Source organism: Pseudomonas frederiksbergensis (assembly GCF_003732665.1).
Lineage (GTDB): Bacteria > Pseudomonadota > Gammaproteobacteria > Pseudomonadales > Pseudomonadaceae > Aquipseudomonas > Aquipseudomonas frederiksbergensis_G.
This window is the reverse complement of record NZ_MOBP01000001.1, coordinates 1-22,291: the sequence shown is the minus strand read 5'-3', so window position 1 is coordinate 22,291 and position 22,291 is coordinate 1. Positions and strand designations below refer to the sequence as shown.

Below are 22,291 nucleotides of genomic sequence, written 5' to 3'. Positions count from 1 at the left end.
AGGGCTCCGGAGGTAATAAAGGAAGGAATCAGACCAGGGTGCGCAGGCGCTTGAGGTCGAAGTGTTCAAGAAAGTCGCCGGCCTTGGTGCGGAAGTTCTGGATATGGGCGCTGGCGTCGTGGGCTTGCAGGGCTTCGTCGCTGGCCCATTGTTCGATCATGTAGAACGCCAGCGGGTTGGCCAGGTCCTGGTGCAAATCGTATTGACCGCAACCGGCCTCGGCGCGGGTCGGCTCGATGAGTGCCCGCAGGTGCTGTTCGAGAGCGTCTTGCTGGCCGGGTTTGGCGATAAGGGTGGCGATGGCGGTAAACGGCTGGGACATGTTCGACTCCTGACGCTGAGTGATTTTCGATGGGACAGATGATTGGCTATTTCCCGGCAAGATAAAACCCGCTAAAAGAGCAGTCTCTTTCAATATTTTTTTGATAATCGAGGCTGACGATGCTGCGTTTCGATGACTTGCAGTTGTTTGTCCGGGCGGCGGACCTGGGTAGCCTGTCGGCGGCGGCACGGGTGATGGACATGTCGGCGGCGGTGGCCAGCGCGGCACTCAAGCGCATCGAACAGCAACTCGGCGCACGGCTGCTGGCCCGTTCCACCCGCAGCCTGCGCCTGACCGCCGAAGGCGAGGGCTTCCTGGAATATGCCCGGGCGGCCCTGAGTAATCTGGACGAGGGCCGGCGCTTGTTGGCCAGCGGTCAGGATCAGGTCAGCGGGATCTTGCAGCTCTCGGCGCCTTCGGATTTCGGGCGCAACCTGCTGTTGCCGTGGCTAGATGAATTCCAGCGCGAACACCCCAAACTCACCGTGCGTCTGCTGTTGGGCGATCGCATCGCCGACCTGTTCCGCCAACCGGTGGACATCGCCCTGCGCTATGGCGAGCCGGAAGATTCAAGCCTGGTGGCGCTGCCCATCGCCCCGCAAAACCGTCGCGTGCTCTGCGCATCGCCGGCGTATCTGGCCCGACACGGCGAACCCCGGCAACTGGAACAACTGGCGCAGCACAATTGCCTGCTGTTTATGCTCGGCAGCCGGGTTCACGATCACTGGAGTTTTCACGACGGCAAGCGCGAAGTCAGTTTGACGGTCAGCGGTGACCGTTTCAGCGATGACGCCGATGTGGTGCGCCTGTGGGCAATAGCGGGCGCCGGGATCGCCTACAAGTCCTGGCTGGATGTGGGCGCCGATGTGCTGGCCGGTCGCTTGAAAGTGCTGTTGCCGGAGTTGCTGTGCGAGCGCGCACCGCTGAATTTGCTGTGCGCCCATCGCGCACAATTGAGTAAGCCGGTGAACCTTTTGCGGGAAATGCTCGCCAGCCGATGCGCGAAGTTGAGTAGTCAATTTCCGTCGTTGGCGGCCACTGATCAATAGTCGCAGGCAAATAGCGAAATTTCTGTCAGGAACTATCACCACCCACGGCCTCTCAAGGGCAGGAACCGACGGTCAACCCGCTTATACTAGCGCCCGCCCCATGCCTGCACCGGCGCACTGGCCCGGACGCATTTACGCTCGCCCGCGAGTCGGTCCGGGTTGCTTGACGGATCACGCCACGGGGGTGGCTTGCCTGACCCGGTTTATGGCGGTTTTCACGTCTTGGCCGACGACACATTACTGGTCAAGATGTCTGTGAGCAGTAGACGAAACGATTCAACAGGGAGTGAATACATGGAACATGCACCTTGCATCAGCCAGATCGCCACGCTGCTGGCTGACCCCAAGCGCAGCGCAATGATGTGGGCCTTGATGGATGGCTCGGCGCGGCATACCGAAGAGCTGGCCCTGGCGGCCGGGCTGTCGCCGTCTTCGGCCAGTGCACACCTGGGGCGTTTGTCCGCCGGAGGTCTGTTGAAAGTCGAAGAGCGTGGACGCAAAAGGTTCTTCCGCCTGGCCGCGCCCGAAATCGGCGCTGCCGTGGAAGCGCTGGCCAGCGCCACCCTGGCGAGCAAGCCACGGGAGATTCCGGAGACGCTCAAACGCGGCAACCCCATGGTCAAACGCCAGTCGGCGCCATCGTCGCTGTTGCAAGCGCGGCTGTGCGATGACCATCTGGGCGGCACCCTGGCGGCGGACCTGTACCAGCGCTTGCTGGATGCCGGCTGGATTGAGCAGTTCGATCAGCGGGTCGTCGTCACCCTCAAGGGCTCTACGCAACTGGCCAGTCGCGGGGTGTTCATCCAGGCCCTGGCCCACCGCAATGCGCAAATTGCCTGCGCCTGCCCCGACTGGAGTGAACGCCGTCCGCACCTGGGTGGTTCGTTGGGCGCGGCGTTGCTGCAGTTGTTCATGCAGTCTGGCTGGTTGACCCTGCCCAATGATTCCCGTGCCCTTCAAATCACCGCGACCGGGCAGCGTGAAGTCCACCGCTTCGCCAAGGAAACCGAGCTGGAAATGGCGTTGTAGACGCATCGAGACCGACGTCTGAGGCCTCGGGCGTCGTTCAGGGTTGCGGGCAGGTCGCATCCAGCAATAACCCCCAGCCGCTATCGCGCACACTCGATCCGGGGACTTTCGGACGGGGGAACAGGGCATGGAAACACGAGGCTTCAGCGCGGCAGAACGCTTGGAACGGCTGCCCATCAGCGGCTATCACCGCATCATTTTCATCATCATCGCCCTGGCGTTTTTCTTCGACTCCATGGACCTGGCGATGATGACGTTCCTGCTCGGTTCGATCAAAACCGAGTTCGGCCTGAGCAGCGCCCAGGCCGGGTTGCTGGCCAGTTCGAGCTTCTTCGGCATGGTGGTCGGGGCGTCGTTGTCCGGGATGTTGGCCGATCGCTTTGGGCGCAAACCGGTGTTCCAGTGGAGCATCGTGTTGTGGGGCATCGCCAGTTACCTGTGCTCCACGGCGCAGAACGTGGAAACCCTGACGCTGTTCCGGGTGCTGCTGGGAATCGGCATGGGCATGGAGTTTCCCATTGCGCAGTCAATGCTTTCGGAACTGATTCCGGCGAGAAAACGCGGGCGTTATATCGCGTTGATGGACGGCTTCTGGCCCTTGGGTTTTGTCGCAGCCGGCGTGCTGTCGTACTTCCTGCTGCCGGTGATCGGCTGGCGTGACATCTTCCTGGTGTTGGCAGTGCCGGCGGTGTTTGTGTTGGCGATTCGTCTCTTCATTCCCGAATCACCGCGCTGGCTGGAACAGGCCGGGCGCCATGCGGCGGCGGACAAGGTGTTGCTGGGCATTGAAGAGCGGGTCCGTCGATCCTTGGGCCGTTCGGATCTTCCCGAGCCGATTCGTTTGCCTCGGGTGGCGAGTACGCCGGGCACGTTCTTTTCCGCGTTGCAGCAAATCTGGTCGCCGCTGTACCGCCAGCGCACGATGATGATCTGGAGTGTGTGGTTCTTCGCGTTGCTCGGCTTCTACGGCTTGACCTCGTGGCTCAGCGCCTTGCTGCAGCAGTCGGGTTTTGCCGTGACCCAATCGGTGTATTACACGGTGCTGATTTCCCTCGGCGGGATTCCCGGTTTCCTCATGGCCGCGTGGCTGGTTGAACGCTGGGGACGCAAACCGGTGTGCATCGTGACGCTGCTGGGTGGCGGGGTGATGGCGTTTCTGTATGGCCAGAGCGCGGTGTTTGGCGGCAACGTCGGGCTGTTGATCACCTCGGGCCTGCTGATGCAATTCTTCCTGTTCGGCATGTGGGCGGTGCTCTACACCTACACGCCGGAGTTGTACCCGACCTCGGCACGGGCCACGGGCTCCGGATTTGCCTCGGCGATTGGTCGCGTGGGTTCGTTGCTCGGGCCATTGGTGACCGGGCTGGTGTTCCCGATTACCGGGCAGGGCGGGGTCTTTGCCTTGGGGGCGATGTGCTTTGCGATTGCGGCGGGGGTGGTGTGGGTGTTCGGGATGGAGACGCGGGGCAAGACGTTGGAGGAGTTAACTGAAGCAACACCGATCTGAACATGTGGGAGCGGGCTTGCTCGCGAAGGCGGTGTGTCAGCGACATAAATGTTGACTGACACTCCCTCTTCGCGAGCAAGCCCGCTCCCACATGGGTTTATGCGGTGAGGCTTATGGTTTTACCAACCGCGCATCCAGGCTGTTCTGCGCCAGGCGCTTGGCCTGATCCTGGGTCATGCCCAGGTCGGTGTACAGCGCATGGAAGTTCTCGGTGACATAACCGCCGAAGTACGCCGGGTCATCGGAGTTCACCGTCACGTTCACCCCACGCTCCAGCATGTCGAGGATGTTGTGCTGGGACATGTGGTCGAACACGCAGAGCTTGGTGTTCGACAGCGGGCACACGGTCAGCGGGATTTGCTCGTCTATGATCCGTTGCATCAAGCGCTCGTCTTCGATGGCGCGCACGCCATGGTCGATGCGCTGGATTTTCAGCAGGTCGAGGGCTTCCCAGATGTACTCCGGCGGGCCTTCTTCGCCCGCGTGGGCGACGGTCAGGAAGCCTTCGTGGCGGGCACGATCAAACACGCGCTGGAACTTGCTCGGAGGGTGACCCATCTCCGAACTGTCCAGGCCCACGGCCACAAACGCGTCGCGGAACGGCAGCGCCTGGTCGAGGGTTTTCTGCGCTTCGTCTTCGCTCAAGTGGCGCAGGAAGCTCAGGATCAAACCGCTGGTGATGCCCAGTTGCTGCTCGCCATCCTTCAGCGCAGCCGCGATGCCGTTGAGCACCACTTCGAAGGGCACGCCACGGTCGGTGTGGGTCTGCGGGTCGAAGAACGGTTCGGTGTGAATCACGTTCTGCGCCTTGCAGCGCAACAGATAGGCCCAGGTCAGGTCGTAGAAATCCTGGGAGGTGCGCAACACGTCGGCGCCCTTGTAGTACAGGTCGAGAAATTCCTGCAGGTTGTTGAAGGCGTAGGCCTTGCGCAGGGTTTCGACGTCGTCCCACGGCAGGGCGATCTTGTTGCGTTCGGCCAGGGCGAACAGCAACTCAGGCTCCAGCGAGCCTTCCAGGTGCAAGTGCAGTTCTGCCTTGGGCAGGGCGTTCAGCCAGTCGTACATGTTCGAATTCTCATCAGGTGCAATAACGGCATTCTACAGATGCTCGCTGCAATAATTGGTAAAACCTGACCAGACGGTTGATCAAACCGCTTGGGGTTCACGGCGATAGGCGTAGGTATCGGCGAAGCGTGACAGCAGGAATTCGGCGCAGGTGGTTGTGGGATATTTCGCCGAGCCCACGGCATCCTGGCAACCGGGCAGGCATTCGATGAGCGTGTCCGGGTGCGGCTCGGCGAAGAACGGCATCGAGTAACGGTCCACGCCCAATGGGCTGATCACCCGGTGCGGGGTCGACAGGTAACGGTCGTTACTCCAGCGCGCCATCATGTCGCCGAGGTTGACCACGAACGTGCCTTCGATAGGCGGCGCGTCGATCCATTCGCCGTTTACGTTGCGCACTTGCAAGCCCCCGGCGGCGTCCTGGTAGAGCAGGGTGATGCAACCGTAATCGGTGTGGGCGCCGGCGCCTTGCTGGTCTGCGGAACTGGCGGTGTGGCACGGCGGGTAGTGAATCATCCGCAGTACGCTGACCGGCTCGTTGAAGCGTGAGTCGAAAAAGTCGCGCTCGATGCCAAGCGCCATCGTCATCGCCCGCAGCAGGGTTTGGGCGAGGGCCTGCATGTCGAGGTAATGCTGCTCCATCAGCGTTTCCCAACCGGGCAGCAACGGATGACGATTGGGGCCGCGCAATGGCTTGTTCGCCAGCACGTCAGGGTGATCCGCCGGCAGGTGCAGGCCCATGTCGAAGGTTTCTTTCAGGTCGCTGGGTTTGCTCGGGTCCAGTTGCTCGGTGGCGATGGCGCCGTAGCCGCGATGGTGGGTGGTTTGGGTGATGTCGATCTTGAGCTTTTCAGCGGCGGGCAGGGCGAAGAAGCGGTGGGCGTGGTCGAGCACGGTGTCGATGCGGGCGGCGCTGATGGGGTGGCCCTTGATATAGAAAAAACCCCAGTCGCGGCAGGCGCGGTCGATTTGCGTGGCGATGGATTGCCAGGCGTGTGCGTCGTCGGTGTAGAGCGGTGCGATGTCGATGATGGGGAGCTGATTCATGCGCAGTCCTTAAAAACGCTGAAAGTCCAATGTGGGAGCGGGCTTGCTCGCGAAAGCGGTGTATCAGCAGTATTGATGTTGACTGACACGACGCCTTCGCGAGCAAGCCCGCTCCCACAGGGGGATTGTGTATGGAGTGAAGGACTACTTCGGGATTTCGGCCTTCATGCCTTCAACGTAGTAGTTCATCGACGCCAGTTCCGCATTGGTGGCCGTCACCCCCGCCGGGATTTTCTCGACCCCGGCCTGATCCTTGATCGGCCCGGTGAACGGATGCAGCGCACCGCTCTTGATGTCGGCAATGATCTGCTCGGCTTCGGCTTTCACCGGTGCAGGCACCAAATCGCTGATCGGCAATTCGACCGTGCCTTCCTTCAAACCGCCCCAGTAATCCTGGGATTTCCAGGTGTGGTCGAGCACGCTTTGGGTCGCCTGAATATAGTGCGGGCCCCAGTCGTTGACGATGGAGGTCAGAACCGCTTTGGGCCCGAAGTGCTGCATGTCCGAAGCGTAGCCCACGGCATACACGCCACGCCGTTCGGCCGCCTGAATCGGCGCCGGGCTGTCAGTGTGCTGGAACACCACGTCCACGCCCTGGTCGATCAGGGCGTTGGCGGCATCGGCCTCTTTGCCCGGATCGAACCACGAGTTGACCCACACCACTTTGATCTCGGTGCCGGGGTTGTATTTGTTCAGGGCCAGTTGAATGGCGTTGATGTCGCGGATCACTTCCGGGATCGGGAACGAGGCGATGTAGCCGATCTTCTTGGTCTTGGTCATCTTCGCCGCGAGGAAGCCGCCGACATAGCGCCCCTCATAGGTGCGCGCCAGGTAAGTGCCGAGGTTCTTGTCCTGCTTATAGCCGGTGGCGTGTTCGAAGGTCACCTTGGGGAATTGCTTGGCGACTTTCAGGGTCGGGTTCATGTAGCCGAAAGAGGTGGTGAAGATCAGGTCGTAATTGTCCTTGGCCATGTTGCGGATCACCCGCTCGGCGTCGGCGCCTTCGGCGACGTTTTCCACGTAGTTGGTGGTGATCTGCGAACCGAACTTCTCCGCCAGCGCCTTGCGCCCCTGTTCATGCTGATACGTCCAGCCGTGGTCACCGATCGGGCCGATATAGACGAAGCCGACTTTCAGCGGGTCGGCGGCACTGGCGGTCAGGCTGGCGCTCAGCCCCATCGCCACGGCAACGGCGCACAACAGCTTCTTCAACGGACGTTTATGCATGAACTCGAACTCCATTTTGTTTTGAGGATGGCGAGGTCAATGCAAATTGCTGACCAACAGGACAACAAAACATTCGAAACCGCGTTACGGCCTTCGCGGGCAAGCCTCGCTCCTACAAAAGCGACGCGAACACCGCTCCTGTAGGAGCGAGGCTTGCCCGCGAAGAGGCCCTGACGGCTAGCGCAGAACTATCCCGGTGCACGCTTGCCAATCCACGCCATCCACTGGTGCGCTAAGGTGTAACGAAACGTTAGCGCCGCCCCGCAGTCAGTAGCTCATCACCCTGGTTTCGCTCCACTGTGCAAAAGGCCCGCAATGCTCACACTCCTCAAGCAAGAAAAATTTCTGTTGCTGGCCGTTATCGCCGCCGTCGTCGCGTACCCGCTGGAGCCGTGGATGCTGCACAACGGCCAACCCGTTGCGCTGGCCGCCGGGCTGGTGCTGATCGCCTTCATCGTCGCGGCGTCCATGCGCGTGGCTCATCACGCCGAGCTGCTGGCGGAAAAAGTCGGTGACCCCTACGGCACGATGATCCTGACCCTGGCCGCCGTGCTGGTGGAAGTGGTGATCCTAGCGATCATGATGAGCAACGAAGCCTCGCCGACCCTGGTGCGTGACACGATTTACTCGGCGGTGATGCTCGATATCAACGGCATCCTCGGTCTGGCCGCGTTGATGGGTGGGATCAAGCATGGCGAACAGTCCTACAACGACGACTCGGCGCGCAGCTACAGCGTGATGATCCTCACCGCCATGGGCGTTTCCATGGTGGTGCCGGAGTTCATTCCCGAGGCCAATTGGAAGGTTTATTCGGCGTTCACCATCGGCGCGATGATCGTGCTCTACACCTTGTTCCTGCGCATGCAGGTCGGGCCGCACAGTTATTTCTTCAGCTACAGCTACCCGGAAAAACGCCGCAAGAAAGTCCCGGAGGAAGAATCTGAACCGGTCAATGTGCCGCTGAGTATCGCGACGCTGGTGTTTGGTGTGGTGGTGATCGGCGCCTTGGCCGAGGTGATGTCCAAGACCCTCGACCTGGGCCTGGAAGGCACGGGCGCGCCGCCGGTGATCACGGCGATCCTGGTGGCGGCGATTTCTGCGGCACCCGAGATCTTGACCGCGTTGCGCGCGGCGTTGGCCAACCGCATGCAGTCAGTGGTCAACATCGCCATGGGCGCGTCGCTGTCGACGGTGATCCTGACCGTGCCGGTGATGGAAGCGATGGCGCTCTACACCGGCCAACCGTTTCAAATGGCGATGACCCCGGTGCAGACGGTAATGATTTTCCTGACGCTGATCGTCAGCGCGATCAACCTCAATGACGGGGAAACCAATGCCATTGAGGGTATGACGCATTTTGTGTTGTTTGCGACGTTCATCATGTTGTCGCTGCTCGGTCTCTAAAATCACCACAAAACCGCTGTGGGAACCGAATCAAAATGTGGGAGCGGGCTTGCTCGCGAAGAGGGCGTGTCAGTCACATCATCATCATTGCCTGACACCCCGCCTTCGCGAGCAAGCCCGCTCCCACATTGGACCGCGATCGACTTAGGTGCCGGCGATCAGTTGCCGAGCCGCCTGGCTGTGATCCGCAATCAACCCCTTCAGATCCAACCCCTCAACCTGTCCATCAATCACCCGCCACTTGCCGCCGATCATCACTCGATCCGCCCGATCCGCGCCGCACAACAGCAGCGCCGACACCGGATCATGGCTGCCGGAGAAGCGCAGTTCATCGAGCTTGAACAGCGCCAGGTCCGCCTGCTTGCCCACCGCCAGTTCACCAATATCGGTACGCCCGAGCAAACTCGCCGAGCCCTTGGTCGCCCAGCCCAGAACCAATTCCGGGGTGATCTTCTGGGCGCCATAGCGCAGGCGCTGGATGTACAGCGCCTGACGGGTTTCGAGCATCATGTTCGACGCATCGTTGGACGCCGAACCGTCCACCCCCAGGCCCAGCAACGCACCGGCAGCGGTCAGGTCCAGGGTAGGGCAGATGCCAGACGCCAGGCGCATGTTCGAGCTCGGGCAATGGCAAATCCCGGTGCCCGCCGCGCCGAGGCGGGCGATTTCGTCGGGGTTGAAATGGATGCCGTGGGCCAGCCACGTACGCGGGCCGAGCCAGCCGACGCTGTCCAGGTAATCCACGGTGCGCAGGCCGAAGCGCTGCAGGCAGAAATCTTCTTCGTCGAGGGTTTCCGCCAGGTGCGTGTGCAGGCGCACGTCGAGTTTGTTCGCCAACTCGGCGCTGGCGGACATGATTTCCGGGGTCACCGAGAACGGCGAGCATGGCGCCAGAGCGATCTGGATTTGAGCGCCGTCACCGCGCTCGTGGTACTCAGCGATCAAGCGCTGACTGTCGGCGAGAATCACTTCGCCTTCCTGCACGGTTTGCTGCGGCGGCAGGCCTCCGTCCTTTTCGCCGAGGCTCATGGAACCGCGAGTCAGCATGGCGCGCATGCCCAATTCGCGAACGCTTTCGACTTGCACGTCGATCGCATTTTCCAGGCCTTCGGGAAACAGGTAATGGTGATCGGCCGCCGTGGTGCAACCGGACAGCAGCAACTCGGCCAACGCGACTTTGCTGGCGAGGGCGAGTTTTTCCGGGGTCAGGCGCGCCCAGACCGGGTACAGGGTTTTCAGCCACGGGAACAACGGCTGGTTAACCACCGGCGCCCAGGCTCGGGTCAGGGTCTGATAGAAATGGTGATGGGTGTTGATCAGGCCGGGCAGGATCACATGCTCGCGGGCATCGAAGACCTGTGCACAGGGCGCGGAGGGTTGCTGGCCGGCGGCGAGCAGTTCAACGATCACACCGTCTTGCAGCACCAGACCGCCACGGGCATCGAGGCCATTGGCAGTGAAGATCGCGAGGGGATTTTTTAACCAGGTACGGGTCGCAGGCATGTTGGCCGGCTCCTCTGAAAGTTGGGTTCAGGTTAGCCAGCTCAGTGATTACCCTGTCTGCTGATCCAGGGTCGCCGCGGGGGACGAGGTGCGGAGTTTCAAACAAAAGTGCGTTATGGGCAAGCCCGGCCCGACCTGTGGGAGCGGGCTTGCTCGCGAATACGGTGTGTCAGTCGCCATTAATGTTTGATGACACACCGCCTTCGCGAGCAAGCCCGCTCCCACATTGAAGCTGTGCGGGTTACCAGGGAATGGTTTCACCCTTGTAGTTCACGAAGTGATGACCGCCCTTGCCGGTGTATGCGTTCACCTGGTCCACCAGTCCACGGGTGCTGGTTTCCACGTCGATGTCAGCCCCTTCGCCGCCCATATCCGTCTTCACCCAACCCGGATGCAACGACAGCACGGTGAGTTTCTGCTCGCCCAACTGCGTCACAAAGCTGTTGGTCATGGAATTCAGCGCTGCTTTGCTGGCCTTGTACAACGCCAGTTCCGGCGCGTCGGGCATGGTCACGCTGCCGAGCACCGAACTCATGAACGCCAGCACGCCGCTGCCATCGCGAATCTGCCCGGCGAAACGCTGGGCCAGGTTGATCGGCGCCACGGCGTTGGTGAAAAACAGTTGCCCGACTTCGGCCAGTGTCGCGCCACCCGGCGTTTGAACATCAGGTCCTTTGACCCCGGCATTCACGAACAACAGATCAAACACTTCGCCCTTGAGTTGCTGGCTCAGCGCGATGACGGCCTGCTGATCATCCATGTCGAGTTTTTCAATCCGTACCTTGCCCAGCGCTTGCAGCGCCTCAGCCTTTTGCGGGTTGCGCACGGTGGCGGTGACTTGCCAGCCGTCGGCCAGCAGGGTTTTTACCAGGCCGAGGCCCAGGCCCCGGGAGGCGCCGATGATGAGTGCGGTTTTTGCCGTGGACATGAGTGGCTTCCTTGATAAATGAGAATCACGGATTTAATGGACAACGTTGACCGAGCCGTTGCTGCAACTCGTTGCGCAATGCGCCGAGTTCGTCCATTCGGGTTTCGATCAGCTTGAGCTTGTCTTGCAGCAGTTGCGTGACGGCGCTGTCGGGGTCAGGCGACTGCCACAACGCGGCGACGCTGTTGCCGATCTCGCCGAGGGTAAAGCCCAGCCGTTGAGCGGTCTTGATGTACAGCACCAGTTGCACCATGTCCGCCGGATAGTCGCGATAACCGTTGGCGCTGCGTTGCGCCGCGATCAATCCGCGCTGCTCGTAGAAGCGCAACGTGTCGCGGCTGACGGCGCTGGCCTGGGCTAATTCACCGATGCGCATCATGACGTCTCAGAAGGGCTTGACCCTGGAGCATACTCCAGGCTTTAGCCTGGTTGCTCCCTGAATTTATGGAGCAACGCCGATGTGGACGTCAACGCAATATCGCCGAGTGGTGAAAGGCAGCGCCTGGTATGACTTGATCGTGACGGCGGCGTTTGCCACGCCGTGGAGTTTTGCTTTGCTGCATGGCGCGCTGTCGGGGTTGAGCCAGGCGTTGGATTTGCCGGGTGAGTTGCCGGTGTTCGAGCCGATGCACATGTTGATGGCGAATCTGTTGGGGTCGATTGTTTGTGTGTGGGCGGTGTTGCGGATTCGGGATCCGCAGCAGGTGTTTGGGCGGTATGACGCGGTTGGGAGATTTCTGTTTGCTACCTGGCAGTTGTACGCCTTGCTTCATGGTGCGAGTTCGTTATTGGTGGTTTTTTTGATCTTTGAATTGGCGTGGAGCGTGGTTCAGGTGTTGCCGGTTCGGATGCCTTCGCGAGCAAGCCCGCTCCCACAGGGAACTGTGTAAACCCGATCCATTGTGGGAGCGGGCTTGCTCGCGAAGAGGCCCGCACGGTCGCTGCTAATGCCCCGCCTGCCACGGCTGCCCCAACGACACCGGCGCATACAACCGCGTGCGCACCGCATCCCGGGACAACAGCACCAACACCACAATGGTCGCGACATACGGCAGCATCGCCAACAAACTGGAAGGAATCGCCAGCCCCAACCCCTGCGCCACCAGATGCAGGATGCTGGCGAGCCCGAACAGGTACGCCCCAAGCAACAACCGCCACACCCGCCAACTGGCGAACACCACCAGCGCCAGGGCAATCCAGCCGCGCCCGGCGCTCATGTTTTCGGCCCACATCGGCGTATAGGCCAGGGACAAATAAGCCCCGGCCAACCCGGCCATCGCCCCGCCAAACAACACGGCCAAAGTGCGCACTCCGAGCACCGGCAACCCCATGGCACTGGCCGCATCCGGGTTTTCCCCGACCGCTTGAATGATCAGCCCGACACGACTTTTCAGGATCACCCAGGCCACCAGCGCAAACAGCGCGAACGACAGGTACACCAACAAATCCTGGGCAAACAGCATCCGCCCGATCAGCGGAATCTCACTCAAATACGGAATCGCCAGCGGCTCAAAACCCGCCAGCGGTTTACCGACCCACGCCGCGCCGACAAAGGTCGACAGGCCCACACCAAAAATCGTCAGCGCCAACCCGGTGGCCACCTGATTGGCGTTGAACACCAGCGCCACCAACGCGAACAGCGACGACAACAGCATCCCGGCCAGCATCGCCAGCAACACGCCGAGCCACAGGTTGTCGCTGTTCAGGGCGACGATAAAACCGATCACCGCGCCAAACAGCATCATGCCTTCCTGGCCCAGGTTGAGGACGCCGCTTTTCTCGCAGATGAGTTCGCCCAGCGCCACCAGCAGCAACGGCGTGCCGCAACGGACCATGGCGTAGAAAATATTGCTCAGCAGATCGATATCCATCACAGCGCTCCTGCGGTTACGGCGGTGGCGGGTGCGCGGCGCGCCCAGCGCACATTCAAACGGGGTCGGTAGAGAATCAGCACATCACTGGCCAGCAGGAAGAACAGCATCATCCCTTGGAACAATTGGGTGATGGCTTGGGGCAGATTCATGCTCATCTGCGCGCTCTCGCCACCGATGTACAGCAGCGCCATCAGCAGGCTGGAAAACAGAATGCCGATGGGGTTGAGCCGCCCGAGAAACGCCACGGTGATCGCCGCATAGCCGTAACCCGGCGAGACTTGCGGCACCAATTGGCCGATCGGCCCAGTCACTTCGCAGACCCCGGCCAGCCCCGCCAGACCGCCGCTGATCAACAGCGCCAGCCAGATCAAACGCTTCTCGCGAAAGCCGACAAACCCTGCCGCACGCTTGTCCAGGCCGAGCACTTTGATCTGAAAGCCGACGAAGCTTTTCTGCAGCAACACCCACACCGCAACCAACGCGAGCAGGGCGAAATACACCCCGGCATGCACCCGACCGTCCTCCATCAACAACGGCAAACGGCTGGCATCGCCGAACATCGCCGACTCGGGAAAGTTGAACCCGGCCGGGTCTTTCAACGGTCCGTGCACACAAAACAGCAGCAGGTTGAGGGCGATGTAATTGAGCATGATGCTGGTGAGGATTTCGTTGGCATTGAAACGGGTACGCAACCACGCCGTAAGCCCGGCCCACGCCGCGCCGGCCAGCGTGCCGACCAGCAAAATGAACACCAGCGCCCAGCGGCTTTGCATGTCGATGATGTTCACCGCCAACGCACTGCCGGCCAGGGCGCCCAGCAACAGTTGGCCCTCGGCGCCGATGTTCCAGATTCGCGCCTGATACGCCACCGCCAGGCCCAGAGCGCAGAGCAAAATCGGCAGGGCTTTGACCAGCAATTCCGATACGCCATACAAATCGCTGATCGGCGCAATCAGCAAGGTGTGCAACGTCAGCAACGGGTCGTGGCCCAAGGCGATAAACAGCAATGAGCCGCAGCCCAACGTCAGCACCGCCGCCAGCAACGGCGAGCACCACAACATCAGGCGCGATTGCTGGCCACGGGGTTCGAGTGAAAGCAGCATGTGAATCTCCGTTAAACCGTGGCGGATGCAGGTGAGTGAGGGGCGTCGAACTGGCCGGCCATCCAGCCGCCGACGTCGGTCAGCCGGGTGTCGACGGTGGCCTTTAGCGGCGACAATCGACCGCTGCACAAGGCGCCGAGCCGGTCGCAAATCTGGAACAGTTCATCGAGGTCTTCGGAAATCACCAGGATCGCCGCGCCGGCATCGCGCAAGGTAATCAGTGCCCGGTGGATGGTTGCGGCGGCGCCGACGTCCACGCCCCAGGTCGGGTGCGCGGCCACCAGCAATTTCGGCTGCTGGAGGATTTCCCGGCCAAGAATGAATTTCTGCAAATTGCCGCCGGACAGGCTGCTGGCCGGGGTCTGGGTGTCGGGCGTCTTCACCCCGAAGCGGCGGATGATCTCTTCGGCCAGGGCTTTGACTTTACTGCGCCGGATCAAACCGTTGCTCACCAACCCTTGTTGAAATGCCGTGAGCAGGGCGTTGTCGGCCAGGCTCAATTCCGGCACCGCGCCATGGCCCAGGCGTTCGGCGGGCACGAAGGCCAGGCCGATTTTGCGTCGGGCATCGGGGCGCAGATGGGCAACGGCTTGTCCTTTGAAATGGAGGGTGGCTGCGTCATTGCGGTTCAGCCGTTGTTCACCGCTGAGCAACGCCAGCAACTCATCCTGACCGTTGCCGGCAACTCCGGCGATGCCGACAATTTCGCCGCTGCACACTTGCAGATTGATGTCCTTCAACGAGCAACCAAACGGGTCCGGGTTATGCCAGGACAACCCAGTCACGTTTAAAAATGCCTCACCACCGACCACCTTCGGATAGTCAGCAATCAACTCTGCCGCTTCACCGACCATCAACCGCGCCAGTTGTTGATCCGAGCATTCGGCCGGCACGCAATGCCCGGCTACCCGCCCGCCACGCAACACCGTGGCGCTGTGGCACAAGGCGCGGACTTCGCCGAGCTTGTGGCTGATAAACAGAATGCTGCAGCCCTCGGAGGCGAGTCGGCGCAGGGTGACGAACAATTCGTCGGCCTCTTGGGGCGTCAGTACCGAAGTCGGTTCATCGAGGATCAGCAGGCGAATGTCCTGCATCAGGCAACGAATGATTTCCACGCGTTGGCGTTCGCCGATGGACAGGCTGTGGACCAGTCGCTCCGGCTCCAGCGCCATGCCGTAGCGTTGGGACACTTCGCGAATCTTTGGCTCAAGCTGTTTCGGCGTGCCGGCCGCCGCACCCATGGCCAGGGCAATGTTCTGCGCCACGCTCAGGGTTTCGAACAGCGAAAAGTGCTGGAACACCATGCCGATCCCCAAGCCCCGGGCCTGGGCCGGATTGCGCATGGCAATGCGTTGCCCTTGCCAGATGACTTCGCCTGAGTCGGCGTGAGTGACGCCGTAGATGATCTTCATCAGTGTGCTTTTGCCCGCACCGTTTTCGCCGAGCAGGGCATGGATTTCACCGGGAGCAATGCTCAGGTCGATGGCATCGTTGGCCAGGCAACCGGGGTAGCGTTTGCTGATGTTGCGCAGTTGCAGGCGTGGGGTGGGATCGGGGTTGGGCATGACTGGCTCGGTCGCTTGAAGTTATGCCTGTGGATAAAGCAATTTTCTGGCCATTGAGTCAGGAATTTCGTAAAGCCATGCTGATCAAGGGCTTTGCGCGTCATCGAGGAAGTGTTGCGTCGTTGAATCAAGCACCAGATGAGGGCAAAACCGTTGATCAGGCTCCGGTTTTGCTCGCGGGGTTTTGATCAAAAAACGAGCAGTCGGCCGCAAGCTATGCCGGATATGGGGCTGAGCCACTCATGAACGGGTTATCCACAGGTTGCTCCACAGTATTTGTGCGCAAGCGTAACGCTCGGGCATAAGCACTGAGCGGCTATCTTCTAAAGGACATAAACCGCGCTAACTATTTGTTTTTTCGTGAAATTAGAAAATTTGGTGGCACTTTGGACGAAAAATGAACAAAGCCCGCAAAGCCGCATGACAGAAGGGTTACAGCCGAATGTACTCAGGTTATCCACAGCCGGGTGCACAGCAGATGTGGGCAAGTGTCGAGCGGTGTGGAAAAGATGAATGCCCCAAAAGATTGCGGCTCTATCGCTCCAACAAAATCCGCCCGCGACTCAAATCCGCCAGTTGCAATTGCAGCGTCTCGATTTGCGCCTCGCCAATCGCCAATTTCAAATCCACACCGTTAGCGGTAAAGGATTCCTCCACCACCAACCCGCCCAGTTCTGCCACCCGTAACTTCACCAGCACCAGCTCGCCAAACCCACAGGCACAACTCACCGGCACACGGCTGATCAACTCAACCTTGGGCGCCCCTTGCAGGCATTTGTTCGCGCCGCCGCCGTAGGCTCGGGCCAAACCACCGGTGCCAAGTTGAATGCCGCCGTACCAGCGAATTACCAGCACCGCGACCTGATCGCAATCCTGCGCTTCGATCGCCGCCAGGATCGGCCGACCCGCCGTGCCGCCAGGTTCGCCATCGTCGTTGCTGCGGTACTGGTCGCCGAGCTTCCAGGCCCAGCAGTTGTGCGTGGCGTTCAAGTCGCTGTGCTGCTCGATGAACGCCTGGGCTTCGGCCGGGCTGCTGATCGGCCCGGCGAGGGTGATGAAGCGGCTTTTGCGAATCTCTTCGCGGTATTCGCAAAAGCCACTGAGGGTAAAAGGCATAGGCTTCTTAAATAGTGGGTGTCAGGCCGCAGCCCTTGAGGATGATGCGGATCAGGTTATCGCCGGCGTCTTCCATGTCTTGCTTGGTCAACTTGGTGCGGCCGCTGACCCGGCAGATCTGTGTGGCGAAGTCGGCGTAATGCTGGGTGCTGCCCCACAACAGGAAGATCAGGTTGACCGGGTCGACCGGGTCCATTTTGCCGGCGTCGATCCACGCCTGGAACACCGCAGCCCGACCCTGGAACCAGGCGCGATAGTCCTGGTTGAAATACTCGGTCAGGCACTCGCCGCCGCTGATCACTTCCATGGCGAAGATTCGCGAAGCTTGCGGCTGGCGCCGGGAGAATTCCATTTTGGCGCGGATGTAACGGGTCAGCGCTTCGGCGGGATCGTCTTCGGCGGTCAGCGTGTTGAAGGTGCTGTCCCACAATTCGATGATGTTGCTCAGCACCGCCACGTACAACCCAAGCTTGTTGGTGAAGTAGTAATGCAGGTTCGCCTTGGGCAACCCGGCATTCAAAGCGATGGTGTTCATACTGGTGCCTTTGAACCCGTGTCGGGCGAATTCATCTTCGGCGGCTTTGAGGATCGTCTCTTCGTTCTTCTGACGAATGCGGCTGGCAGGTTTGCCGCCGTGGGCGGGGACTTCAAAGGTCATAGGCACTTCCGAAATAGTCTGTGGGTGCAACCAATGCGTTGATAGCGCACCCACAGGTTTCAGACAAGTGCCGACACGATAAAACCTTGCCCTTGTAGGAGCGAAGCTTGCTCGCGAAGGCGTCAGGTCAGCCAACATCAATGTTGAATGTCAAGACGCCTTCGCGAGCAAGCTTCGCTCCTACAGGTTTTGTGTTTTCAGCGGGTGGCGGCCAGGCTTTCGAGGAAGCTTTCCAGCACCAAATGCGGGCGACGGCCCTTGCGTGTGACCGAAGCGAGGCTCAAGTCATAAAAACGCACGGTGGGTTTGAGTGCGCGCAATCGGCCCTGCTGGACCCAAAGGCTGGCGTAGTGATCCGGCAGGTAACCGATGTAGCGGCCAGTCAGGATCAGGAACGCCATGCCTTCGCGGTCCGAGGCGCTGGCGGTGCAATTGAGCGCCTGGTAATGGGCCTGGATCTCGGCGGGCAGGCGGAAGGTCGGGGCGATGGCGTCCTGGCTGTTCAGGCGTTCGTCGTCCAGTTGCTTGTCATCGACATAAAACAGCGGATGGCCCACCGCGCAATACAGCAGCGAGCGTTCGCTGTAGAGCGGTTGGTATTCCAGCCCCGACAACGCACTGGCCTGTGGCACCACGCCAACGTGCAGGCGTCCGTCGAGCACGCCTTGTTCGACTTCATTAGGCGCGATCATGCGGATCTGGATTTGCACATCCGGCCCGCGTTCCTTTAATTGCGCCAAGGCATGGGTGATGCGCATGTGGGGCAGGGTGACCAGGTTGTCGGTCAGGCCGATGGTCAACTCGCCGCGCAGGTGTTGATGCAGACCGTTGACCTCGGTACGGAAGCTTTCCAGCGCACTTAATAGCTGCAATGCCGAGTGGTAGACCTCGCGGCCCTCTTCAGTCAGGGAAAAACCGGCGCGACCGCGTTGGCACAGGCGCAGGCCGAGGCGTTGTTCCAGATCGCTCATTTGCTGGCTGATGGCCGAGCGGCCGATGCCCAGCACCGATTCCGCCGCGGAGAAGCCGCCGCACTCCACGACGCTGCGGAAGATCCGCAACAGGCGGATATCAAAGTCGCTGACTTGTGCCAGCGGATCGGGGCGTCGAGTGCTCATAAGTTTAGTGAAGGCCTGACTGAACGTTAGAAGAGTTGGATTTCACCGACTTTATCCCCGTGGCAATTTAGCTGCAAGAACGCTTTTGATCTCTACGCCGCTTATTGCCCTGCGAGGTTTTAATCATGAACTTGCCCGAAAACGCCCCGTCTTCCCTGGCCAGCCAGCTCAAGCTTGATGCGCACTGGATGCCCTACACCGCCAACCGAAATTTCCAGCGCGATCCGCGACTGATCGTCGCCGCCGAAGGCAGTTGGCTGACAGACGACAAGGGTCGCAAGGTCTACGATTCGCTTTCGGGCCTGTGGACCTGCGGCGCCGGGCACACCCGCAAGGAAATCCAGGAGGCAGTCGCCAAGCAATTGGGCACCCTCGATTACTCGCCGGGCTTCCAGTACGGCCATCCGTTGTCGTTCCAACTGGCCGAGAAGATCACCGACCTGACCCCGGGCAATCTGAATCATGTGTTCTTCACGGACTCGGGTTCCGAGTGTGCGGACACCGCGGTGAAAATGGTCCGTGCCTACTGGCGCCTGAAAGGCCAGGCAACCAAGACCAAAATGATCGGTCGTGCCCGTGGTTACCATGGCGTGAACATCGCCGGCACCAGCCTTGGCGGCGTGAACGGCAACCGCAAAATGTTCGGTCAGGCGATGATGGATGTCGATCATCTGCCGCACACCCTGCTGGCAAGCAATGCTTACTCCCGTGGCATGCCGAAAGAGGGCGGTATCGCCCTGGCGGATGAGTTGCTCAAGCTGATCGAATTGCACGACGCTTCGAACATAGCCGCGGTGTTTGTCGAGCCAATGGCCGGCTCCGCTGGCGTACTGGTGCCGCCTGAGGGCTACCTCAAGCGTCTGCGCGACATCTGCGATCAGCACAACATCCTGCTGGTGTTCGACGAAGTGATCACCGGTTTCGGCCGTACCGGTTCGATGTTCGGCGCCGACAGCTTCGGCGTGACTCCGGACCTGATGTGCATCGCCAAACAAGTCACCAACGGCGCGATCCCGATGGGCGCGGTGATTGCCAGCTCCGAGATCTATCACACCTTCATGAACCAGGCGACGCCGGAGTACGCGGTGGAATTCCCCCACGGCTACACCTACTCGGCCCACCCGGTGGCGTGCGCCGCTGGCCTGGCGGCACTCGACCTGCTGCAAAAGGAAAACCTGGTGCAGAGCGTGGCCGAGGTCGCACCGCATTTCGAAAATGCGCTGCACGGTCTGAAAGGCTCGAAGAACGTTATCGATATTCGTAACTACGGCCTGGCCGGCGCGATCCAGATTGCCCCGCGCGATGGCGACGCAATTGTGCGTCCGTTCGAAGCTGGCATGGCGCTGTGGAAAGCCGGGTTCTATGTGCGCTTCGGCGGCGACACCCTGCAGTTCGGCCCAACCTTCAACAGCAAGCCGCAGGACCTCGATCGTCTGTTCGACGCGGTTGGCGAAGTGCTGAACAAGATCGACTGATTCGACAAAAGCCAAACCGGCGCCCCTCGATGGGCGTCGGTGCACAAAATTTCAGGAGTACCGCATGAGCCTCATCCCGCATTTGATCAATGGCGAACTGGTGACCGAAGACGGCCGCACGGCTGACGTGTTCAACCCGTCGACTGGCAAAGCCATTCATAAGCTGCCATTGGCCAGCCGCGAAACCATTCAGAAAGCCATCGACGCGGCCAAGGCTGCATTCCCGGCCTGGCGCAATACACCGCCGGCCAAGCGCGCCCAGGTGATGTTCCGCTTCAAGCAATTGCTGGAACAGAATGAAGCGCGCATCGCGCAGTTGATCAGCGAAGAACACGGCAAAACGTTGGAAGATGCGGCGGGTGAATTGAAGCGCGGTATCGAGAACGTTGAGTTCGCGTGCGCAGCGCCGGAAATCCTCAAGGGCGAGTACAGCCGTAACGTCGGCCCGAACATCGATGCGTGGTCGGACTTCCAGCCGCTGGGCGTGGTGGCGGGCATCACCCCGTTCAACTTCCCGGCGATGGTGCCGTTGTGGATGTACCCACTGGCGATCGTCTGCGGCAACTGCTTCATCCTCAAGCCGTCCGAGCGTGATCCAAGTTCCACGCTGCTGATCGCTCAATTGTTGATCGAGGCCGGTTTGCCTAAAGGTGTACTGAGCGTGGTGCACGGCGACAAGGCCGCGGTGGATGCGTTGATCGAAGCGCCTGAAGTCAAAGCGCTGAGTTTTGTCGGCTCGACACCGATTGCCGAATACATTTACGCCGAAGGCACCAAGCGCGGCAAACGTGTGCAGGCACTGGGCGGGGCGAAGAACCATGCGGTGCTGATGCCGGATGCAGATCTGGATAATGCGGTCAGCGCACTGATGGGCGCGGCCTATGGTTCCTGCGGCGAGCGTTGCATGGCGATCTCGGTGGCGGTTTGCGTCGGTGACCAGGTGGCGGATGCGTTGGTGGCCAAATTGGTGCCGCAGATCAAGGCGCTGAAAATCGGTGCCGGTACATCGTGTGGTCTGGACATGGGGCCGCTGGTTTCCGGTCAGGCTCGGGACAAGGTCAGTGGCTATATAGTAGACGGCGTTTCTTCGGGGGCGACTCTGGTAGTGGATGGTCGTGGCCTGAGCGTGGCCGGTCATGAAGAGGGGTTCTTCCTGGGTGGTTGCCTGTTCGATAACGTCACGCCGCAGATGCGCATCTATAAAGAAGAAATTTTCGGGCCGGTGTTGTGCGTCGTCCGGGTCAATAGCCTGGAAGAGGCGATGCAACTGATCAATGATCACGAATATGGCAACGGCACCTGCATCTTCACCCGTGATGGCGAAGCGGCGCGGTTGTTCTGTGATGAGATTGAAGTCGGGATGGTTGGTGTGAACGTGCCGCTGCCGGTGCCGGTGGCGTATCACAGCTTTGGTGGCTGGAAGCGTTCGCTGTTCGGTGACTTGCATGCTTATGGTCCGGACGGTGTGCGTTTCTACACCCGCCGCAAGGCTATTACTCAGCGCTGGCCGCAGCGGGCAAGCCATGAGGCTTCGCAGTTCGCGTTCCCTAGCTTGTAAATAGAAGGGGAGAAGGCCGTCCCCTTGGGGCCGGCCTTCGCGTTTTCGGGGCTTTTCTGACTGATATGACAGAATTGTGAAATTAGGTGTTGACGGCAGATTCTGGAAGTCTATAATTCGCCCCACTTCCGGCGCAGTCGAAACGGAAAACTCCTTGGTAAACAAAGAGTTATGTAGGTTTCGGCAGTGAGTTGCTTCAGGTCATCGAAGCGCGAAAGGGGTTGAAAAAGAGGTGTTGACAGCAGCGAGTAACGCTGTAGAATTCGCCTCCCGCTAACGAGAGATCGAAAGCGCAAGTGGTTGAAGTTGCAAAGGAAACTTTGAAAACTTCTGAAAATAACCGCTTGACAGTAACCGGTGCTGCTGTAGAATGCGCGCCTCGGTTGAGACGAAAGGTCTTAACCAACCGCTCTTTAACAACTGAATCAAGCAATTCGTGTGGGTGCTTGTGGAGTCAGACTGATAGTCAACAAGATTATCAGCATCACAAGTTACTCCGCGAGAAATCAAAGATGTAACCAACGATTGCTGAGCCAAGTTTAGGGTTTCTTAAAAACCCAAAGATGTTTGAACTGAAGAGTTTGATCATGGCTCAGATTGAACGCTGGCGGCAGGCCTAACACATGCAAGTCGAGCGGCAGCACGGGTACTTGTACCTGGTGGCGAGCGGCGGACGGGTGAGTAATGCCTAGGAATCTGCCTGGTAGTGGGGGATAACGCTCGGAAACGGACGCTAATACCGC

The 22,291-nt window shown here is 60.3% G+C and carries 21 protein-coding genes and 1 rRNA gene; 9 read left to right on the top strand and 13 right to left on the bottom strand.

Features of this window, described 5'->3' with window-relative positions:
- Positions 1-28 precede the first annotated feature (28 nt).
- Entirely contained in the window at positions 29-322 is a 294-nt protein-coding gene (locus tag BK665_RS00110; RefSeq protein WP_123402299.1) for a putative quinol monooxygenase, read from the bottom strand.
- 119 nt (positions 323-441) lie between these two features.
- Here BK665_RS00110 and vimR point away from each other — a divergent pair, with 119 nt between their 5' ends.
- The 3 genes from vimR to BK665_RS00095 all read left to right on the top strand — a co-directional run bounded on the left by vimR (position 442) and on the right by BK665_RS00095 (position 3,907).
- Positions 442-1,371, top strand: a complete 930-nt coding sequence (gene vimR / locus BK665_RS00105) for a transcription regulator VimR (protein WP_123402298.1) — start codon at positions 442-444, stop codon at positions 1,369-1,371.
- Between the two features lie 294 nt (positions 1,372-1,665).
- The gene (locus tag BK665_RS00100; RefSeq protein WP_123402297.1) at positions 1,666-2,400 is read left to right on the top strand and encodes an ArsR/SmtB family transcription factor; all 735 of its coding nucleotides are present in this window, start codon (positions 1,666-1,668) and stop codon (positions 2,398-2,400) included.
- A 127-nt stretch (positions 2,401-2,527) separates the two neighbouring features.
- Positions 2,528-3,907 carry an MFS transporter gene (locus BK665_RS00095; protein ID WP_123402296.1) on the top strand — a complete coding sequence of 460 codons (1,380 nt, stop codon included), beginning with the start codon at positions 2,528-2,530 and terminating at the stop codon, positions 3,905-3,907.
- 111 nt (positions 3,908-4,018) lie between these two features.
- Here BK665_RS00095 and BK665_RS00090 read toward each other — a convergent pair whose 3' ends face one another.
- From BK665_RS00090 to BK665_RS00080, 3 genes are all read right to left on the bottom strand, one after another.
- On the bottom strand, positions 4,019-4,972 hold the full coding sequence (locus tag BK665_RS00090) for an adenosine deaminase (protein WP_123402295.1): 954 nt from the start codon (positions 4,970-4,972) through the stop codon (positions 4,019-4,021).
- Positions 4,973-5,053: 81 nt separating this feature from the next.
- On the bottom strand, positions 5,054-6,019 hold the full coding sequence (locus BK665_RS00085) for a 2-oxoglutarate and iron-dependent oxygenase domain-containing protein (protein ID WP_123402294.1): 966 nt from the start codon (positions 6,017-6,019) through the stop codon (positions 5,054-5,056).
- 144 nt (positions 6,020-6,163) lie between these two features.
- Entirely contained in the window at positions 6,164-7,246 is a 1,083-nt protein-coding gene (locus BK665_RS00080; RefSeq protein WP_123402293.1) for a BMP family ABC transporter substrate-binding protein, read from the bottom strand.
- Positions 7,247-7,561: 315 nt separating this feature from the next.
- Here BK665_RS00080 and BK665_RS00075 point away from each other — a divergent pair, with 315 nt between their 5' ends.
- Positions 7,562-8,650 carry a calcium:cation antiporter gene (locus BK665_RS00075; RefSeq protein WP_123402292.1) on the top strand — a complete coding sequence of 363 codons (1,089 nt, stop codon included), beginning with the start codon at positions 7,562-7,564 and terminating at the stop codon, positions 8,648-8,650.
- A gap of 144 nt (positions 8,651-8,794) precedes the next feature.
- On the opposite strand, the gene BK665_RS00070 is transcribed toward BK665_RS00075, so the two are convergent.
- From BK665_RS00070 to BK665_RS00060, 3 genes are all read right to left on the bottom strand, one after another.
- Entirely contained in the window at positions 8,795-10,153 is a 1,359-nt protein-coding gene (locus BK665_RS00070) for an 8-oxoguanine deaminase (protein WP_123402291.1), read from the bottom strand.
- Positions 10,154-10,394: 241 nt separating this feature from the next.
- The gene (locus tag BK665_RS00065; RefSeq protein ID WP_123402290.1) at positions 10,395-11,081 is read right to left on the bottom strand and encodes an SDR family oxidoreductase; all 687 of its coding nucleotides are present in this window, start codon (positions 11,079-11,081) and stop codon (positions 10,395-10,397) included.
- Between the two features lie 25 nt (positions 11,082-11,106).
- A complete protein-coding gene (locus tag BK665_RS00060) occupies positions 11,107-11,457 on the bottom strand; it encodes a MerR family transcriptional regulator (protein ID WP_123402752.1) in 351 nt (116 codons plus the stop codon).
- An 82-nt stretch (positions 11,458-11,539) separates the two neighbouring features.
- Between BK665_RS00060 and BK665_RS00055 the strand changes: the two genes are divergently transcribed.
- Positions 11,540-11,971 (top strand): hypothetical protein, encoded by a 432-nt coding sequence (locus BK665_RS00055; protein WP_123402289.1) that lies wholly within the window; start codon positions 11,540-11,542, stop codon positions 11,969-11,971.
- Between the two features lie 54 nt (positions 11,972-12,025).
- On the opposite strand, the gene BK665_RS00050 is transcribed toward BK665_RS00055, so the two are convergent.
- The 3 genes from BK665_RS00050 to BK665_RS00040 are packed head-to-tail and all read right to left on the bottom strand — an operon-like array spanning position 12,026 to position 15,623.
- Positions 12,026-12,952 carry an ABC transporter permease gene (locus tag BK665_RS00050; protein ID WP_123402288.1) on the bottom strand — a complete coding sequence of 309 codons (927 nt, stop codon included), beginning with the start codon at positions 12,950-12,952 and terminating at the stop codon, positions 12,026-12,028.
- Positions 12,952-14,058 carry an ABC transporter permease gene (locus tag BK665_RS00045; protein WP_123402287.1) on the bottom strand — a complete coding sequence of 369 codons (1,107 nt, stop codon included), beginning with the start codon at positions 14,056-14,058 and terminating at the stop codon, positions 12,952-12,954. Before BK665_RS00045 ends, BK665_RS00050 begins: the two co-directional genes overlap by 1 nt.
- 11 nt (positions 14,059-14,069) lie before the next feature.
- A complete protein-coding gene (locus tag BK665_RS00040) occupies positions 14,070-15,623 on the bottom strand; it encodes an ABC transporter ATP-binding protein (RefSeq protein WP_123402286.1) in 1,554 nt (517 codons plus the stop codon).
- 29 nt (positions 15,624-15,652) lie between these two features.
- Here BK665_RS00040 and BK665_RS34395 point away from each other — a divergent pair, with 29 nt between their 5' ends.
- Positions 15,653-15,811 (top strand): hypothetical protein, encoded by a 159-nt coding sequence (locus BK665_RS34395; protein WP_185076394.1) that lies wholly within the window; start codon positions 15,653-15,655, stop codon positions 15,809-15,811.
- A 346-nt stretch (positions 15,812-16,157) separates the two neighbouring features.
- Here BK665_RS34395 and BK665_RS00035 read toward each other — a convergent pair whose 3' ends face one another.
- From BK665_RS00035 to BK665_RS00025, 3 genes are all read right to left on the bottom strand, one after another.
- Positions 16,158-16,739, bottom strand: coding sequence for an IMPACT family protein (locus tag BK665_RS00035; RefSeq protein ID WP_123402285.1), 582 nt, complete (start codon positions 16,737-16,739; stop codon positions 16,158-16,160).
- A 7-nt stretch (positions 16,740-16,746) separates the two neighbouring features.
- The gene (locus BK665_RS00030) at positions 16,747-17,397 is read right to left on the bottom strand and encodes a TetR/AcrR family transcriptional regulator (protein WP_123402284.1); all 651 of its coding nucleotides are present in this window, start codon (positions 17,395-17,397) and stop codon (positions 16,747-16,749) included.
- 197 nt (positions 17,398-17,594) lie between these two features.
- Positions 17,595-18,515 carry a LysR family transcriptional regulator gene (locus BK665_RS00025; protein ID WP_054043958.1) on the bottom strand — a complete coding sequence of 307 codons (921 nt, stop codon included), beginning with the start codon at positions 18,513-18,515 and terminating at the stop codon, positions 17,595-17,597.
- A 125-nt stretch (positions 18,516-18,640) separates the two neighbouring features.
- On the opposite strand from BK665_RS00025, the gene aptA reads away from it, so the two are divergent.
- The 3 genes from aptA to BK665_RS00005 form a co-directional block, all read left to right on the top strand.
- Entirely contained in the window at positions 18,641-19,990 is a 1,350-nt protein-coding gene (gene aptA / locus BK665_RS00020; RefSeq protein ID WP_123402283.1) for an omega-aminotransferase AptA, read from the top strand.
- Between the two features lie 64 nt (positions 19,991-20,054).
- Positions 20,055-21,548 (top strand): CoA-acylating methylmalonate-semialdehyde dehydrogenase, encoded by a 1,494-nt coding sequence (locus BK665_RS00015; protein WP_123402282.1) that lies wholly within the window; start codon positions 20,055-20,057, stop codon positions 21,546-21,548.
- Between the two features lie 569 nt (positions 21,549-22,117).
- A 16S ribosomal RNA gene (locus tag BK665_RS00005) occupies positions 22,118-22,291 on the top strand; the annotation flags it as partial.

Coding starts and splice junctions, on each gene's coding strand:
- BK665_RS00060 (WP_123402752.1), bottom strand. CDS start 11,457: ATGCGCATCGGTGAATTAGCCCAGGCCAGCGCCGTCAGCCGCGACACG.
- BK665_RS00085 (WP_123402294.1), bottom strand. CDS start 6,019: ATGAATCAGCTCCCCATCATCGACATCGCACCGCTCTACACCGACGAC.
- BK665_RS00090 (WP_123402295.1), bottom strand. CDS start 4,972: ATGTACGACTGGCTGAACGCCCTGCCCAAGGCAGAACTGCACTTGCAC.
- vimR (WP_123402298.1), top strand. CDS start 442: ATGCTGCGTTTCGATGACTTGCAGTTGTTTGTCCGGGCGGCGGACCTG.
- BK665_RS00040 (WP_123402286.1), bottom strand. CDS start 15,623: ATGCCCAACCCCGATCCCACCCCACGCCTGCAACTGCGCAACATCAGC.
- BK665_RS00045 (WP_123402287.1), bottom strand. CDS start 14,058: ATGCTGCTTTCACTCGAACCCCGTGGCCAGCAATCGCGCCTGATGTTG.
- BK665_RS00035 (WP_123402285.1), bottom strand. CDS start 16,739: ATGCCTTTTACCCTCAGTGGCTTTTGCGAATACCGCGAAGAGATTCGC.
- BK665_RS00030 (WP_123402284.1), bottom strand. CDS start 17,397: ATGACCTTTGAAGTCCCCGCCCACGGCGGCAAACCTGCCAGCCGCATT.
- aptA (WP_123402283.1), top strand. CDS start 18,641: ATGAACTTGCCCGAAAACGCCCCGTCTTCCCTGGCCAGCCAGCTCAAG.
- BK665_RS00100 (WP_123402297.1), top strand. CDS start 1,666: ATGGAACATGCACCTTGCATCAGCCAGATCGCCACGCTGCTGGCTGAC.
- BK665_RS00055 (WP_123402289.1), top strand. CDS start 11,540: ATGTGGACGTCAACGCAATATCGCCGAGTGGTGAAAGGCAGCGCCTGG.
- BK665_RS00025 (WP_054043958.1), bottom strand. CDS start 18,515: ATGAGCACTCGACGCCCCGATCCGCTGGCACAAGTCAGCGACTTTGAT.
- BK665_RS00095 (WP_123402296.1), top strand. CDS start 2,528: ATGGAAACACGAGGCTTCAGCGCGGCAGAACGCTTGGAACGGCTGCCC.
- BK665_RS00065 (WP_123402290.1), bottom strand. CDS start 11,081: ATGTCCACGGCAAAAACCGCACTCATCATCGGCGCCTCCCGGGGCCTG.
- BK665_RS00070 (WP_123402291.1), bottom strand. CDS start 10,153: ATGCCTGCGACCCGTACCTGGTTAAAAAATCCCCTCGCGATCTTCACT.
- BK665_RS00015 (WP_123402282.1), top strand. CDS start 20,055: ATGAGCCTCATCCCGCATTTGATCAATGGCGAACTGGTGACCGAAGAC.
- BK665_RS00110 (WP_123402299.1), bottom strand. CDS start 322: ATGTCCCAGCCGTTTACCGCCATCGCCACCCTTATCGCCAAACCCGGC.
- BK665_RS00080 (WP_123402293.1), bottom strand. CDS start 7,246: ATGCATAAACGTCCGTTGAAGAAGCTGTTGTGCGCCGTTGCCGTGGCG.
- BK665_RS00075 (WP_123402292.1), top strand. CDS start 7,562: ATGCTCACACTCCTCAAGCAAGAAAAATTTCTGTTGCTGGCCGTTATC.
- BK665_RS00050 (WP_123402288.1), bottom strand. CDS start 12,952: ATGGATATCGATCTGCTGAGCAATATTTTCTACGCCATGGTCCGTTGC.